Source organism: Modestobacter sp. KNN46-3 (assembly GCF_011039295.1).
In genome coordinates, this window is the sequence record NZ_JAAKGN010000031.1 from 23,974 (window position 1) to 39,719 (window position 15,746).

A 15,746-nucleotide genomic window follows, 5' to 3' on the forward strand; every position below is an offset into this window, starting at 1 on the left:
CCGCACCAGTACCACCGCACCACCCCGCAGCAGACCGCAGCGAGACCGGCCGACAGGCCGGGCTCCGACCCTCGGAAGGAGGGGCCCCGTGATCACCAGCGACTTCACCAACGCCGGCGTGCGCACCGAGACCTCGCCGGCCGTCGGCCTGCGCTGCTCCGTCCCGGCCGAGTGGGTCGTCGCGATGGCGCCCGCCGCCGCTCCGCAGCACGGCACCGGTCTGTCCTTCGCCGGCTCGGTGGCTGCTGTCCGTCTCCGCGGCCTGACCGCCGCCGCCGGCACGACCGGCCTGTCCACGACCGGTGCGCGCCTCGACACCGATGCCCTGCCGTCCGTCCTGACCACCGCCCTGAAGGGGCACGCCGTCATCGGCGCCCCTGCTCGGCTCACCAGCAGCACCCCGGGTGACCTGCCCCCGGAAGACCCACTGGGCTAGCACAGCCCAGCAGGTCCTCCTCGAGGCCGCGGAACCCGGACACCGGGTACCGCGGCCTTCGTCTTGCTCCAGCGTCTCGACGAGCCTCCGCGGAACCCCGACCACACCGGTCGGCGGGGCCCCGCCGACCGGCCGCACAGACGAAGGAAGAGGAGGCGCGGCCGTGCAGACCACGATCGACCCCGCGACGTCCCATCGCCGATCCGGGCTCGACCGCACGCACGTGTCCACCCAGGCGCCGGCCCGGGAGGTGGCCCGTCGGGGGCTGCCCTGCCGGGTGCAGGACGCCGACCTGTGGTTCGCCGAGAGCCCGGCTGAGCTCGAGCAGGCCAAGGCGCACTGCGCGACGTGCCCGGTGCGGTCGGCCTGCCTGGCCGGGGCGCTCGACCGGGCCGAGCCCTGGGGCGTCTGGGGCGGGGAGATCTTCGACCACGGGGTCGTCATCGCCCGGAAGCGGCCCCGGGGCCGCCCGCCCAAGGTCCGGACCGAGGCCGCGGCATGAGGCCGCGGCACCGGAGCAGCGGGCTCCCACCGGTCCGGCGTCCCCACCCGGGGCGACCGGCCACCCGATGTACCTCCACCCGGCGACCGCGCAGCGGTGCCGACACACCCTGAGGGACCACGATGCACTCGTTCGACCAGGACCTGACCAGATCCCACATGACCCGGCGGATGTCCGAGGCGGAGGCGTCCGCCCGGGCCCGACGGCTGATCACCGCCCGGCGCTGGGCGCGCCGGGCGGAGCGGGCCTCCCAGCGGGCCGCCCGCGCCAACTCCGCCGTCTGGTGACGACGCGAGCACTGGCCAGCACCACTGGGCGGCAGCAGCCGCCGTCCGTTCCGACCGCGGGGCCGCAGCCTCCCGGTCGGAACGGACCCGACCGCTCCGGCTGAGCCGGGACGGCCCCCGACCGCGGTGCCGTCGGTGAGGACGACGGGTCAGCCGGCGAAGCCGGGCAGCCACTCCTCGCAGACGCCGCGATAGGGCGCCTCCGCGTCGAGCTGGCACAGCACGCCGATCGACCCCATCGTCACCCGGTGGATCAGCAGGTAGGCCGGCGGCAGGTTGAGCTGGCGGCCCAGCCGGCTGGCGTCGCTGCGCGGGTCACCGATCCGGTTCGCCTGCTCCTGCATCCACGCCCGGTTGAACTGGAACGACGGGGCCGACACCGGAGCGAGGAAGGGCAGGAGGAAGTCCAGCACTCCCTGGGCGTCGACCTCGATGGACTCGCGGACGAAGCCCTCGGCACGGAGGTCGGCCAGCACGTCCTCGGCGCGGCCCTCCAGCGCCCAGCGGACCAGCCGGCCGATGGGCTCGGGGTGGCCGCCGGGCAGCCGGGCCGTGGCCCCGAAGTCGATGACCCCGAGCCGCCCGTCGGGCACCAGGCGGTAGTTGCCCGGGTGCGGGTCGGCGTGCAGCAGCCCGGCTCGTTGCGGCCCGGAGAAGTGCAGCACCGACATCAGCAGCCCGGCCCGGTTGCGCTGCTCCCGGGTGCCGTCGGCGATGACCCGGGACAGCGGGATGCCCTCGAGCCACTCGGAGACGATGACCTTCGGGGCGCTCGCCACCACCCGGGGGACGACGATCTGGTCGTCGTCGGCGTAGGCGGCGGCGAACGCCCGCTGGGCATCGGCCTCCAGCCCGTAGTCCAGCTCCTCCTCCGCGCGCAGCTTGAGCTCGGCGATGAGCGGCTTGACCTCCATGCCGGGGAAGAGCACCGCGAACATCCGGGCGAAGCGGGCGAGCTGGTTGAGGTCGGCCATCAGCGCGGTGCCGGCACCGGGGTACTGGATCTTGACCGCGACGTCCCGGCCGTCCCGCCACGTGGCCCGGTGCACCTGACCGATGCTGGCCGCCGCGGCCGGGGTGTCGTCGAAGTCGCGGAACCGCTCGCGCCAGCTCCCGCCCAGCTGCTGGGCGAGCACCGCGTGCACGGTGCGCACCGGCATCGGCGGAGCCGCCTCCTGCAACTTGACCAGCGCCTCGCGGTAGGGCCCGGCCATCTCCTCGGGCACCGCGGCCTCGAAGATCGACAGCTGCTGGCCCAGCTTCATGGCGCCGCCCTTGAGCTGGCCCAGCACGGCGAACAGCTGCTCGGCCGTCTGCTGCTGCAGCTCCGCGCTGACCTCCTCGGACGAGACCCCGGAGAGCCGCTTGCCGATGCCCAGGGTGGCGCGCCCGGCGGCGCCGAGCGGCAGGGAGGCGAGCCGTGCCGTTCGGGACACCGCCCCCCGCGGGATGTCCCGTCCGGTGTCACTCACCACACCAGTGTCCCCTCTACGGCGTCGGCGCGCCCCGACCGGCCCCGCGACAGGCGCATCCCGGGTGCGGCGGCCAGCGGCGCAGCCGGGGGAGCAGGTCGGGCGGGTGCAGCTCGAGAGCCGCGCCCACGGTCACCGGGTCGTCGTCGCCGTCGAGGTGGGCGAGCACCTGGACGGCCGCGGTGACCGCGGTGAGCAGGCAGGTGACCGTGGCGCCGCTGGGGGCCGGCTCGACCGCGGCGAGCTGGGCGGCCAGCCGGGGCCACGCCGGGTCGTCGTCCCGCCGCCAGGCGTCGGCGCAGCGCAGGCACCCGCCGCCGGGGCTGCCCGGCAGCACGAGCGGGCCCACGACGCCGGTCTCCTCGCGCACCGTGGCGACCAGGTGCGGCGTGCCCGCCTGGTGCAGGGCCGCGGACAGCGGATCGGCAGCCGCCCACGGTCGGCACAGCACCACCAGGTCCGGTGCGCGGTCCGGTGGGAGCGGCCGGAGGTCGGTCAGCGGACTGGCCCGCCGGACGGCGTCGGCCGCAGCCAGCGCCCGGGGGCGCCCCTCGTCGGCCGCCGTCACCCCACCGACGACGGCGTCCTCGGCGCGGGTCGCGCCCCGGTCCCGGACGTGCACCCACCCCACCCCGCTCGCGGCCAGCACCGCGGCGAGCGGCGCGCCCACCCGGGTGGCGCCGTCGACGACGACCGCGCTCTGCCGGCGGACGCGCCACCGCCCGCCCGTGCCGGCCCGCGGGACCGCTGTGGGCAGCTCCAGCCCGGCCCGGGCGACCGCTGCCGGGCCCGGGTCGGTGGCCAGCAGGTCGGCGGCGGCCAGGTCGTGCAGCAGGCCGGTGCCGCGCAGCCCGGCCAGCAGGTCGTCCACCACGTCACCGGGCACGCCCTCGGCCACCGACTCGGCGCGCACCGTGCGCTCGCTGCGGCGTCCGTCCAGCCGGCGCAGCAGGGCGGCGACCTCGTTGCCGGCCGGGTGGACCCGCAGCCCGTCACGCCCGTCGACGCCGCCGATCTGCAGCAGCTCCGGGTCCAGCCGGAGCAGCGGCGTGGCGGCGGGCAGCAGCGGGTGCGGGCTCTCGGTCATCGGAGGGAGGGTGCCAGCGCGGCGGTCCGGCCCGCAGCCGTCGTCCACAGGCCTGCGAGCAGGGCCGTCGGCCTTCTCCCACAACCTGTGGACGGCGGTGTGGACACAGTGTTGACCGGCTGGCGTGTCGCTGTGCACGACCGGGGGAGTGGGCGGGGACGACGCCGGGCAGAGGTCGCCGCCCACTCCGCTCACCTGCAGGAACGCCCTGGCCGGCCTGTGGAGCGACCACCCGCCGTCCATCGATCGGGGGACAGCCGCTCCACCGGTGTCCACTGTCCGTGTGCACCTGTCCACGACCGGGTGTCCTCACCCTCAGCGTCCGCCGCGCGGCCCGATACGGTGCGTGCGTGGAGAAGCGACCCGACCGCCGCGCGCCGGCTGCGTCGACGGCGGTCCCCGCTGTCCGCACGGCTCCCCGTCCGGTGCCGGAGGTGGAGGTCCGCCGCAGCGCCCGTCGCCGCCGGACCGTCACGGCCTACCGGGAGAACGGGCGCACCGTGGTGCTCATCCCGGCGGCCTTCAGCGCTGCCGAGGAGCGGCGGTGGGTGGACCAGATGGTCGCCAAGCTGCAGACCCGCGAGGAGCGGCGTCGCCGCACCCTCGCCTCCGACGACGAGCTGATGGACCGGGCGCTGGAGCTGTCCCGGGCGCACCTGGGCGGGCGGGCGGTGCCGGCCAGCGTCCGCTGGGTGGACAACCAGAACCGCCGCTGGGGGTCGTGCACCCCGGCCGACCGGACCATCCGGCTGTCGAGCCGGCTGCGGGGCATGCCGCAGTTCGTCGTCGACTACGTCCTTGTTCACGAGCTGGCGCACCTGCTGGAGGCGAACCACGACGAGCGCTTCTGGGCGCTGGTGCACGCCTACCCGCGGGCCGAGCGGGCGCTGGGCTTCCTCGAGGGCTTCGAACACGGCTCCACGGGCGGCCAGGGCACCGACGGCGACGAGCTGGAGCCCGGCGCCGTCGACTGAGGAAGGACCCCGTCCTCCTCACCCCTCGCAAGCTCGAGGCGAGCCTCGGGACGGGGCCGTTCCAGTGCGTCACCACGCTCGCGGCGGGACCTGGCAGCGGGGCTGGTGCCAGCACGGCACCAGCCCCGTTGCCGACGGAGGTCAGGCGCGGGGCCCTGCTCCGCCGTCCTCGTCGTCCGTGGTGCTCTCACCCTGCTCCGGCGGCGTGCCGTCGGACTGCTCGTCCATGCCGCCGGTCAGCTCGGCGAACGGGTCGCCCGCTCCCTGGCGGGAGACGAAGTCCAACGGCTCGTCCAGGTCGTCCGACGTGGGCAGCAGGTCCGGGTGCGACCACAGCCGGTCGCGCTCGGCCGGGCCGTGCTGCTGCGCCATCGCACCCCAGACCGTGCTGGCGTCCCGCAGTCGCCGCGGGCGCAGCTCGAGCCCGACGAGGGTGGCGAAGGTCTGCTCGGCCGGCCCGCCCGAGGCCCGGCGCCGGCGCATCGTCTCGGCCAGCGCCGAGTGGCCGGGCAGCCGCTCGGCGGCGGCCGCGGAGACGATGCTGTCCACCCAGCCCTCCACCAGGGCCAGGAGCGTCTCCAGCCGGCGCAGCGCCATCTGCTGCTCCGGGGTCTCCTCCGGCTCGAGCAGCCCGCTGCCCAGCAGCTTCTGGATGCTCTCCGGGTCGCTGGGGTCCAGCCCGCCCTCCATGCCGCTCATCGCGTCGTTGAGGCCGCGCTCGATGGCCTCCCGGTCGACGTGGATGCCGCGGGCGTAGGCGTGGACGGCGTCGGTCAGCTGCTGGCGCAGCCACGGCACGTGGGCGTACAGCCGCTGGTGGGCGGCCTCGCGCAGCGCCAGGAAGAGCCGGACCTCGTCCTCGGGACGGTCCAGACCCTCACCGAAGGCAGCGACGTTCTGCGGCACCAGGACGCCGGCGCCCTGCGGCCCCAGCGGCAGGCCGACGTCGGTGCTGGTGGTGACCTCGTCGGCGAGCCGGGCCAGCGCCTGGCCGACCTGGGCGCCGAACATGACGCCGCCCATCTGGCCCATGATCCCGGCGAGCGGGCCGGCGATGGACGCGGCCTCGGCCGGCAGTGCGCTGGTCATGGCCGCCACCACGCGCTCGGCCAGCGGGTCGATCAGCGCGGTCCAGGCCGGCAGCGTCTGCTCGACCCACTCCACCCGGGACCAGGCCAGGCCCCGGTCGACCCCGGAGGGGAGGTCGGTGACCTGGTCCAGCCAGAGGTCGGCCAGCCGCAACGACTCGGTCACGGCCGCCTGCTCACCGGCGGAGGTGGGCTGGTGGCCGGGGGCCAGCTGGCTGATCGCGCCCTGTCGGGCGAGGTCCCAGTTCACCGGGCCGCCCGACCAGTTCATCAGCTTCTGGAGCTCGGCGAACAGGGGCATCTTGCCGAGCAGTTCGGCGGGGTTGCCGCCGCCTGCCCCGGCAGCGCCGAAGAGCGCACCGAGGCCGAAGGGGTCGTTGCCCGCCGGCCCGTCGCCGCCCTGCCCGCCGGGCTCGCCCCGGCGCTCGGGGTCGCGGTCAGGGGGCCCGAAGCCGAAGGGGAGATCGCTCATGTCCCCACCGTAACCGCGCTGGACGCCGGTCGACCGCCGTCCGGACCTGGCACCGGTCCTCCCGCCCCGACCGGCGGCTGACCTGCGTCGGACCGGCGACCTGCGCTGGTCACCTACGCTCGCCGTTCGACGGGCCCGCCCGCCGGGCCGCGGGCCCGACGACGGTGGCGGGGCCCGCCGACGGCGGTGGACCGCCAGCGAGGAGGAGTCGTGGTCGAGGGCGCAGGCGTGGACCCGGCGACGCCGCGGACGGAGCCGGCCGCCGCCGGTGCGGGGCACCGGTGACCCGGCGGACCACCGTCCTGGTCGCCGGGACGCTGCTGCTGCTGGTGTTCGGCGTGCTCGGGACGCTGCTCCCGGTGCCCTTCGTGGCCCAGGTGCCGGGTCCGACCTACAACACCCTGGGCGACATCGACGGCACACCCATCATCAGCGTGGAGGGCCGTGAGCCCAACGACGTCTCGGGCAACCTGAACCTGACCACCGTCGGCATCCCGCAGGAGGAGCTGACGCTGGTGGGCGCGGTGCAGGGGTGGTTCGACAGCGAGGTCGTGGTCGTGCCGAGGGAGCAGGTCTACCCCTCGGGCCGATCGGTGCAGGAGACCCAGGCGGAGAACCGGCAGGCCTTCCTCACCTCCGAGCAGGCCGCCCGGGGTGCCGCGCTGGCCGAGCTGGGGTACCCGGAGGCGGTCGTCGTGCAGGAGCTGGTCGAGGAGTCGGCGTCGGAGGGGCGGCTGGAGGCCGGGGACGCGATCGACGCGGTGGACGGCACGCCCACCCCGGACCTGGACGCCCTCTCCGCCGTGCTGGCGGCCACCCCACCCGGCTCGGAGGTGGTCGTCGACCACCGGCGGCGGGGTGAGCCCGGGTCGACGACGGTGACCACGTCCGCCGCAGCCGAGGGCGAGGGGTCGGCGCTCGGCGTGCTGGTGCTGCAGACCCCGTACGCGCCGTTCGACGTCGGGATCGAGGTCGCCGACGTCGGTGGCCCGTCCGCCGGCCTGATGCTCGCCCTGGGGATCATCGACCTCGTGGGCGACACCGACCTCACCGAGGGGGCGGTCGTCGCCGGTACCGGGACGATCGACACCGAGGGCGTGGTGGGGCCGATCGGCGGCATCCCGCTCAAGCTCGTGTCGGCCCGGGAGATCGGGGCCGAGCTCTTCCTGGTGCCCGCCGAGAACTGTGCCGAGGCGGTGCAGAACGCCCAGGAGGGGCTGCCGACGGCCCGGGTGGCGACGCTGGACGACGCGCTCACCGCCCTGGCGGACCTGCGTGCCGGGCGGACCCCCACGCCGTGCTGACCGCGCCCCTGCAGCCCTCACCGTCCCGCCCGGAACGGACTGTCAGCCGGCCGTGACCTGCTCGTGACCCGCTGGGAACCCGGCGCCGCCGACAACAGTTGAGGGAGCGGACCCCAGCGGTCCCGCCTCCCGCCCCTGGCGGTTCCCGGGTCCCCTGTGATCGTGTTCCCCGGCCGGGCCCCTGAGCCCGCGCCATCTCGAAGCAGCAAGAAGACAGGAGACCGACCGTGGCCATGCGGCCCCCCGTGCCGGTGCCGACGCTGTCCCGGCGCGCCAAGCTGGTCATCGGCGTCGTCGCCGTGCTGCTGGTGCTCTTCACCGTGATCGGCACGCTCACCAACGTCTACGTCGACTACCTCTGGTTCGACGAGACCGGCTTCACCGAGGTGTTCTGGACCGAGATCCAGACCCGTGCGCTGTTGTTCGCCGTGGCCGCGGTGGCCACCGGGGGGCTGGTCGCCCTCGCGGTGTACCTGGCCTACCGGTTCCGCCCGACGTTCCGGCCGATGTCGCTGGAGCAGCAGAACCTCGAGCGCTACCGCCAGTCGGTGGAGCCGCGGCGCAAGCTGGTGCTCGCCGGCATCGGCGTCGTCCTGGGCCTGTTCGCCGGCATCACCGCCCAGGGCAGCTGGCAGACCTGGCTGACCTACCGCAACTCCACCGACTTCGGGACGGTCGACCCGCAGTTCGGGCTGGACATCTCGTTCTTCGTCTTCGACTACCCGTTCTACCGGCTGCTGCTGGGCTTCGGCTTCGCCATCGTCCTGCTGTCGCTGATCGGGTCGGTGCTGACCCACTACGTCTTCGGCGGTCTGCGGCTGCAGACCCCGGGCCAGAAGCTCACCGGCGCGGCGCGCGTGCAGCTGTCGGTCCTGGTCGGGGCGTTCGTGGCGCTCAAGGCGATCGCCTACTGGCTGGACCGCTACGAGCTGGTCTACTCCAACCGCGGTGACGTCTACACCGGTGCCTCCTACACCGACCTGAACGCCCTGCTGCCGGCGAAGAACATCCTGGTCGTCGTGGCGGCGATCTGCGCCATCGCGTTCTTCGCCAACATCCTGGTGCGCAACACGCTGCTGCCGGCCGCGGCGCTGGTGCTGCTGCTGGCCTCCAGCCTGGTGATCGGCGTGGCCTACCCGGCGATCGTGCAGCAGTTCGTCGTCAACCCGAGCGCCAACCAGCGCGAGGCGCCCTACATCGAGCGGGCCATCGAGGCCACGCGCGACGCCTACGGCCTGGCCGACGTCGAGTACGTCGACTACGCGCAGGACACCGCCGGCGATCCCAATGTCGGTGCCGTCCTGTCCGAGCTGCGCAACGACGACCAGACCATCCCGAACGCCCGCCTGCTGGACCCGAACGTGCTCAGCGACACGTTCACCGCGCGCCAGCAGATCCGCAACGTGTACGGGTTCCCGGAGAAGCTCGACATCGACCGGTACACCATCGACGACCAGACCCAGGACTACGTGGTCGCCGTCCGCGAGCTGAACAGCGACGGCCTGAGCGAGAACCAGGACAGCTGGATCAACCGGCACACCGTCTACACCCACGGCAACGGCTTCGTGGCCGCGCCGGCCAACCAGGTGACCGCGGGCCGGGAGGGCGGCGAGCCCAACTTCACCACCGGCAACCTGCCCACGACCGGCAACATCCCGGTGGACCAGAGCCGCGTCTACTACGGCGAGCTGATGAACGACTACTCGGTGGTCGGTGCACCCGAGGGAGCCGAGCCGCGGGAGTTCGACCAGCCGGAGGGCGGCTCGGACGAGGGGCAGATCAACAACACCTACGACGGTGCCGGCGGGATCGCGGCCGGCAGCTTCTTCCGGCAGCTGACCTTCGCCATCTTCTACCGCGAGCGGAACTTCCTGCTCTCCGAGGCGGTCAACGAGGAGTCCAAGGTCCTGCACATCCGCAACCCGCGGGACCGGGTGCAGAAGGCCGCACCGTTCCTCGAGGTCGACGGCGACCCCTACCCGGCGGTGATCGACGGGCGGATCGTCTGGATCCTCGACGGCTACACCACCTCGGACTCCTACCCCTACGCCGAGCAGATGGAGCTGGGCGAGGCCGCGACCGACGCGCTCACGGGCACCGGCACGACCGCGCTGCCCAACGAGACGTTCAACTACATCCGCAACTCCGTGAAGGCCACGGTCGACGCCTACGACGGCTCGGTGACGCTGTACGAGTGGGAGTCCGACCCGGTCCTGCAGACCTACATGCAGGCGTTCCCGGGCGTCGTCGAGTCGCGGGACTCGATGAGTGCCGAGCTGGAGAGCCACATGCGGTACCCGGAGGACCTGTTCAAGGTCCAGCGGGAGATCCTCACCCGCTACCACGTCGACGACCCGGTCGACTTCTACAACCAGAACGACCGCTGGCAGATCCCGGACGACCCGACCCAGGACACCACGCAGGACCAGCCGCCGTACTACATCCTGGCCCAGCGGCCGGGTGACGAGGAGGCCAGCTTCCAGCTGACCAGCCCGATGAACGCCTTCGAACGGCAGAACCTGTCGGCGTTCATCTCCGCCTCGAGCGCGCCGGAGACCTACGGGGAGATCCAGGTACTGCAGCTGCCCGGGAACACGCCGTTCCGTGGACCGGGCCAGGTGCAGAACGCCTTCGAGACCAACAACCTGATCCGGCCCGACCTGACCCTGTTCAACAGCGACAGCTCGACGGCGGTGTTCGGCAACCTGCTCACCCTGCCCATCGGGGACGAGGGGCTGCTCTACGTCGAACCGCTGTACGTCCGGTCGTCGGGTGAGGGCGGCTTCCCGCTGTTGCAGAAGGTGCTGGTCAACTTCGGGGACCGGATCGGTTACGCCAACACCCTCTCCGAGGCCCTGGACCAGGTCTTCGGCGCCGGAGCGGGGGAGTCGGCCACCGACAGCGACGACGTCGCCGACACCGTCGACGAGGACGCCACCCCGGACGTCGTGCCGGAGCCGGCACCGGATCCTGAGGTGCCGGTGGGTGGGGGCGACGCGAACGGCACCCCGGAGATGGCTGACGCGGTCTCGGACATCAACGCCGCGCTGGAGGCACTCCGCACTGCCCAGCAGGGCGGTGACTTCGCCGGCCAGGGTGCGGCCCTGGAGGACCTGCAGGTCGCGGTGGAGACGTACCAGGCGGCGCAGGCGGCGGCCGAGGCGTCCCCGGGCGGCTGAGCTGGGGGCGGGGAGGGGGCCTGAGTGCCCCCTCCCCGCACAGCTGGTAGGGTTGTCCTCAGCGACGCGGGGTGGAGCAGCTCGGTAGCTCGCTGGGCTCATAACCCAGAGGTCGCAGGTTCAAATCCTGCCCCCGCTACCACGACAGAACGGCCCCCACAGTCACTGTGGGGGCCGTTCTCGTTCGCGCCGGGTCGTCCTTCCGTGCCGGTGTCCCTGGCCGGGAAGATGGCCGGGGGGACGGCCGTTAGCATGGGGACAGCACCTGCTTCAGGGACCTGTCGCTCGTCCGGCGACGACTTCTCCTGTGCGGTGGGTGCCCCGGCCATCGAGTGGTGGCTGCAGGTCCCACCGTGGGTGGGCTGTCCGGCCCCGATCGCGTCGATCTGCTGCAGATCCGTGGGGCCGGGTCGTGGATCGGAGCGACCGTCCTGGTCGTCTCCTCGCGACAGCCGTCACCCCGATCGCGGACCTGTGTGCGGCACCCGCCGCGGCCACCGGGCCGGGCGTTCCAGAGGAGGATTCTTGGCTCGACGAGGCCAGGCCCAGGCGGGCACCCGCCGTGGCGCCCCGCGCACCCAGCGACGTGCCCGGGACCGTGACGAGGGCGACCTCATCGCGGTGCTCGCCCGCACCGTCCGGGAGGTCGAGGCGGCCGCCCAGCGCGGCCGGGTGACCCCGGCCGTGCGCGCGAAGTTCCAGGTCGTGGCGCTGCTGGTCCGCGAGGAGCACGCCCGGGTCCGCGCGGAGGGGGCCGGCAACGACAGCCGCCGGGCCGAGCAGCTGAAGCGGCTGGACGGGATCGGGACGATCCTGGCGAAGACCGCCGTGCGGGACTCCGGCCTGCTGGCGCTCCTGGCCGAGGACGCCGTCGTGTCGGAAGCGGCCAGGTCGCTCAAGCGGCAGGTGCTGGAGTCCGTCGGGGTCGAGCCGACCCCCGACGAGGCGCCGCAACCGGAGCCCGCTGCCGCCCCCGTCGCCCCCGAACGTCAGGTGGTGCCCCAGTCGGTCGTCTCGCGGCAGATGGCCAACCCGTTCCTGGCTCCGGACTTCTCGGCCGTCCGGCCGGCCGCCCCCCGTCCGCGCCGCCTGGCCGGGTGGGAGCTGCTCGGCCCGTTGCTGAACTCGTTCGAGCGCGCCTCCGGGGGAGCCCCCGCGTGCCTGGACCTGCCCTTCCCGACCAGCCGGTTCACCCCGGCCGGCCTGGACCTGATGCCGCACCAGGGCCAGCTGGTCGCCGCGGCCGCCGCCGGTCACCGGACGTTCCTGCTCGCCGACGAACCCGGCCTGGGCAAGACGGCGCAGGCGCTGCTCGCCGCTGAGGCCGCGGACGCCTACCCGCTGCTCGTCGTCGTCCCGAACGTGGTGAAGACCAACTGGGCGCGGGAGGCCGGGCTCTGGGTGCCGCACCGCTCGGCCACCGTGATCCACGGCAACGGGGACACGATCGACGGCTTCGCCGACATCGTCGTCGTCAACTACGAGGTCCTGGACCGCCACGTGGGCTGGCTCGGCGACTTCGGCTTCGGCGGCATGGTCGTCGACGAGGCGCACTTCATCAAGAACAAGACCTCCCAGCGCTCCCAGCACGTGCTGGAGCTCTCCGAGCGGATCCGGACCCGCAACCCCCGGCCGCTGCTGATGGCCCTCACCGGCACGCCGCTGATCAACGACATCGAGGACTTCCGGGCCATCTGGCAGTTCCTCGGCTGGATCGACGACGCCAAGCCGCTCGCCGAGCTGATGGACGCGCTGGAGGAGACCGGGCTGACGCCCGCCGACGCCGGGTTCTACAGCTCCGCCCGCAGCTGCGTCATCGACATGGGCATCGTCCGGCGCCGCAAGGTCGACGTCGCTGCCGACATCCCTGCGCGCCGGGTCGCCGACCTGCCGGTCGAGCTGGACGGGCCGGCCGGGCGGTCGATCCGCGCCGCCGAGCGTGACCTCTCCCGTCGGCTGGTGAAGCGGTACGAGTCGGCGATCGCGGCCCGGGAGTCCGCGACCGTCGTCGAGGGCATCGACGCGGGCCTGGTGCGTCAGGTGGCCCGCTGGGAGCTGAAGGACGCCACCACGGCCAAGGCCGGGGAGAACGTCTTCAGCATGATGCGGCGGATCGGTGAGGCGAAGGCGGGCCTCGCGGCCGACTACGCGGCCCAGCTCGCCCGCAGCGCCGGCAAGGTCGTCTTCTTCGCCAAGCACATCGACGTCATGGACACCGCCGAGGAGGTCTTCACCAAGCAGGGTGTGCGCTTCTCCTCGATCCGCGGCGACCAGACTCCAGGAGCGCGGCAGCGGAACATCGACGCGTTCGTCAACGACCCGGACGTCGCCGTCGCGGTCTGCTCGCTGACCTCGGCCGGCGTCGGGCTCAACCTGCAGGTCGCCTCCAACCTGGTCCTCGCCGAGCTCTCCTGGACCGACGCCGAGCAGACCCAGGCCATCGACCGCGCCCACCGGATCGGCCAGACCGAGCCGGTCACCGCCTGGCGGATCATCGCCGCCCAGACGATCGACGCCCGGATCGCCGAGCTGATCGACAGCAAGGCCGGTCTCGCCGCCCGCGCGCTGGACGGGTCCGACGAGGAGGTCGGGTCGTCGACCGACGTCCAGCTCGAGGCGCTCGTCGCCCTGCTGACCGATGCCCTGGAGGCGGCGGCGCCCCCGGTGCCCGCCGCCGAGATCGCCCTCTGACCCCCCGGTGCAGGTGGTCTGAGGGGTGCGGTAGTGTTCTCCCTGCGACGCGGGGTGGAGCAGCTCGGTAGCTCGCTGGGCTCATAACCCAGAGGTCACAGGTTCAAATCCTGTCCCCGCTACCACTCGGAGGGCCCGGTCACCGTCACGGTGACCGGGCCTTCCGTCTGTGTACGCCCAGCCGGTTGGGCAGACTCTGCACCGTCACGGACGTACACGGCAGCGCCGTGCGACAGGAGGACCTCCAGATGGACGCGGGACCGATCTCCGACCGGGCACAGCGATGGCCGGGGCAGGTCACCGAGCGCACGCTGGCCGACGGGCGGCCGATCCTCTACTTCGACGACGAGGCGACCGCCGGTCCGGTGCACGAGACGGCCGACGACCGTCCGCTGCTCGAGGCGCCGCGGGCCGGGGAGGTCCGCTACGACGTCCTCACCGGTGAGTGGGTGACGATCGCCGGGCACCGGATGAACCGGACGTTCCTGCCCAGCGCGGCCGACTGCCCGCTCGACCCGACCCGCGACCCGGCCGGCCCGACCGAGGTGCCCGACAGCGAGTACGACGTCGCCGTCTTCGCCAACCGGTTCCCGAGCTTCGCGCCGCTGACCGCCGGCCCGGTCGAGGGGGCGCCCGCCGTCCCGTTCGGCCCGCCGGACGCCCCGGCGTACGGCCACTGCGACGTCGTGGTGTTCTCCAGCGACCACGACGCCGCCGTCGTCGACCTGCCGGCGGCCCGGATGCGCACGATCGTGGAGGCCTGGGCGCAGCGGACGGCGGCGCACTCGGCCGATCCCGGGGTCGCCGAGGTCTTCGTGTTCGAGAACAGCGGCCAGGAGATCGGGGTGACGCTGACCCATCCGCACGGGCAGGTCTACGCCTACCCCGTCGTCGCGCCGCGCACCGGCCAGCTGCTGGAGCAGGCCCGCCGGCACCGGCAGGCGACCGGCGGCAGCCTGCTGGCGGACGTGCTCGCCGCCGAGCAGGCCGAGGGCACCCGGGTGGTGCTGGCCGGTGAGCACTTCACCGCCTACGTGCCACGGGCGGCCCGCTGGCCGGTGGAGGTGCACCTCGCGCCGCGCCGCGACGTGCCCGACCTGGCCGCGCTGGACGACGCCGAGCGCGCCGAGCTGGCGGTGGTCTACCAGGAGCTGTTGCGCCGGGTGAACCGCTTCCACCCCGGCGTCGAGCGGGTGCCCTACATCTCCGGCTGGCACCAGGCGCCGACCGGGGAGGAGCGCGAGCTGGGCCGGCTGCACCTGCAGTTGTTCTCGCTGCTGCGGGCGCCCGGGAAGCTGAAGTACCTGGCCGGCTCGGAGTCCGGCATGGGCGCCTGGATCAACGACACCACGCCGGAGCGGATCGCCGAGCGGCTGCGCGAGGTGGCGTCGTGAGCGACGGGCGGTCGCAGGCCGACCTCGCGGTGGCGGAGCTGCGCGAGGCCTGGGGGAGCGGGCCGGACGGCGTCTGGACCGCGCCCGGCCGGGTCAACCTGATCGGCGAGCACGTCGACTACACCGGCGGCCGCTGCCTGCCCTTCGCGCTGACCCGGGGAACGGCCGCGGCCGTGCGCCGGCGGGACGACGACCGGGTGCGGATCAGCAGCACCGACCCGGACGCCGCGCCGTTCGAGGGGACGCTGGCCGACCTCGGCCCCGGCGCGGTCTCCGGCTGGGCCGCCTACGCCGCCGGGACGCTCTGGTCGCTGCAGCAGGCCGGGGTCGAGGTGCCCGGGCTGGACCTGGCGGTCAGCAGCGATGTCCCGCTGGGCGCCGGCCTGTCCAGCTCGGCCTCGCTGGAGGCGGCAGTGGCGCTGTCGGCGGCCGAGCTGGCCGGCCGGACCGACGACGAGCAGCTGCGGCACCTGCTGATCCAGGCCGCGATCCGGGCGGAGAACGAGGTCGTCGGCGCCGGCACCGGCGGGATGGACCAGACCGTCGCCCTGCTGGCCGAGGAGGGCTCGGCCCTGCTCATCCACACCCGGGACTCCCGCACCGAGCCGGTGCAGCTGGGGCTGGCCGAGGCCGGCCTGGAGCTGATGGTCATCGACACCCGGGTCAAGCACACGCTGGCCGACGGCCAGTACGCCCAGCGGCGCGCCGACTGCGACGAGGCCGCCCGGCTGCTCGGCCTGGAGTGGCTCAGCGACGCGACGCCGGCCGACGTGGCGCGGCTCAGCGACCCGCGACTGCAGGCGCGCACCCGGCACGTGGTCACCGAGAACCAGCGGGTCGACGCGGTCGTCGAGCTCGTC

12 protein-coding genes and 2 tRNA genes are annotated in these 15,746 nt (G+C 73.8%); 11 read left to right on the forward strand and 3 right to left on the reverse strand.

All coding sequences use genetic code 11. The features are described 5' to 3' along the window. The first annotated feature begins 88 nt into the window (after positions 1-88). From G5C62_RS09465 to G5C62_RS09475, 3 genes are all read left to right on the forward strand, one after another. The gene (locus G5C62_RS09465; protein ID WP_164700784.1) at positions 89-436 is read left to right on the forward strand and encodes a hypothetical protein; all 348 of its coding nucleotides are present in this window, start codon (positions 89-91) and stop codon (positions 434-436) included. 223 nt (positions 437-659) lie between these two features. After that, positions 660-938 (forward strand): WhiB family transcriptional regulator, encoded by a 279-nt coding sequence (locus G5C62_RS09470; protein ID WP_206330555.1) that lies wholly within the window; start codon positions 660-662, stop codon positions 936-938. Between the two features lie 122 nt (positions 939-1,060). Continuing rightward, the gene (locus G5C62_RS09475) at positions 1,061-1,225 is read left to right on the forward strand and encodes a hypothetical protein (protein WP_164700785.1); all 165 of its coding nucleotides are present in this window, start codon (positions 1,061-1,063) and stop codon (positions 1,223-1,225) included. Positions 1,226-1,374: 149 nt separating this feature from the next. Here G5C62_RS09475 and G5C62_RS09480 read toward each other — a convergent pair whose 3' ends face one another. Next, positions 1,375-2,697 carry an AarF/ABC1/UbiB kinase family protein gene (locus G5C62_RS09480; protein WP_036340597.1) on the reverse strand — a complete coding sequence of 441 codons (1,323 nt, stop codon included), beginning with the start codon at positions 2,695-2,697 and terminating at the stop codon, positions 1,375-1,377. Positions 2,698-2,713: 16 nt separating this feature from the next. Continuing rightward, positions 2,714-3,784 (reverse strand): ThiF family adenylyltransferase, encoded by a 1,071-nt coding sequence (locus G5C62_RS09485; RefSeq protein ID WP_164700786.1) that lies wholly within the window; start codon positions 3,782-3,784, stop codon positions 2,714-2,716. A 350-nt stretch (positions 3,785-4,134) separates the two neighbouring features. On the opposite strand from G5C62_RS09485, the gene G5C62_RS09490 reads away from it, so the two are divergent. Beyond that, complete coding sequence (locus G5C62_RS09490) at positions 4,135-4,758, forward strand: M48 family metallopeptidase (RefSeq protein WP_206330554.1); 624 nt, start codon at positions 4,135-4,137, stop codon at positions 4,756-4,758. 141 nt (positions 4,759-4,899) lie between these two features. Here G5C62_RS09490 and G5C62_RS09495 read toward each other — a convergent pair whose 3' ends face one another. Next, positions 4,900-6,318 carry a zinc-dependent metalloprotease gene (locus G5C62_RS09495; protein ID WP_036340321.1) on the reverse strand — a complete coding sequence of 473 codons (1,419 nt, stop codon included), beginning with the start codon at positions 6,316-6,318 and terminating at the stop codon, positions 4,900-4,902. A 281-nt stretch (positions 6,319-6,599) separates the two neighbouring features. Between G5C62_RS09495 and G5C62_RS09500 the strand changes: the two genes are divergently transcribed. The 7 genes from G5C62_RS09500 to G5C62_RS09530 all read left to right on the forward strand — a co-directional run. Beyond that, the gene (locus G5C62_RS09500) at positions 6,600-7,622 is read left to right on the forward strand and encodes a PDZ domain-containing protein (RefSeq protein WP_036340318.1); all 1,023 of its coding nucleotides are present in this window, start codon (positions 6,600-6,602) and stop codon (positions 7,620-7,622) included. Positions 7,623-7,855: 233 nt separating this feature from the next. Then, complete coding sequence (locus G5C62_RS09505; protein WP_241175804.1) at positions 7,856-10,801, forward strand: UPF0182 family protein; 2,946 nt, start codon at positions 7,856-7,858, stop codon at positions 10,799-10,801. A gap of 65 nt (positions 10,802-10,866) precedes the next feature. Continuing rightward, positions 10,867-10,943, forward strand: a tRNA-Met gene (locus G5C62_RS09510). A 383-nt stretch (positions 10,944-11,326) separates the two neighbouring features. Next, entirely contained in the window at positions 11,327-13,492 is a 2,166-nt protein-coding gene (locus G5C62_RS09515) for a DEAD/DEAH box helicase (RefSeq protein WP_164700788.1), read from the forward strand. A 48-nt stretch (positions 13,493-13,540) separates the two neighbouring features. Further along, positions 13,541-13,617 (forward strand) — tRNA-Met (locus G5C62_RS09520). 123 nt (positions 13,618-13,740) lie between these two features. Beyond that, positions 13,741-14,886 carry a galactose-1-phosphate uridylyltransferase gene (gene galT / locus G5C62_RS09525; protein ID WP_164700789.1) on the forward strand — a complete coding sequence of 382 codons (1,146 nt, stop codon included), beginning with the start codon at positions 13,741-13,743 and terminating at the stop codon, positions 14,884-14,886. Next, positions 14,883-15,746, forward strand: an 864-nt coding sequence (locus tag G5C62_RS09530) for a galactokinase family protein (RefSeq protein ID WP_164700790.1), incomplete at its 3' end; no start/stop codon positions are given. The genes galT and G5C62_RS09530, both read left to right, overlap by 4 nt.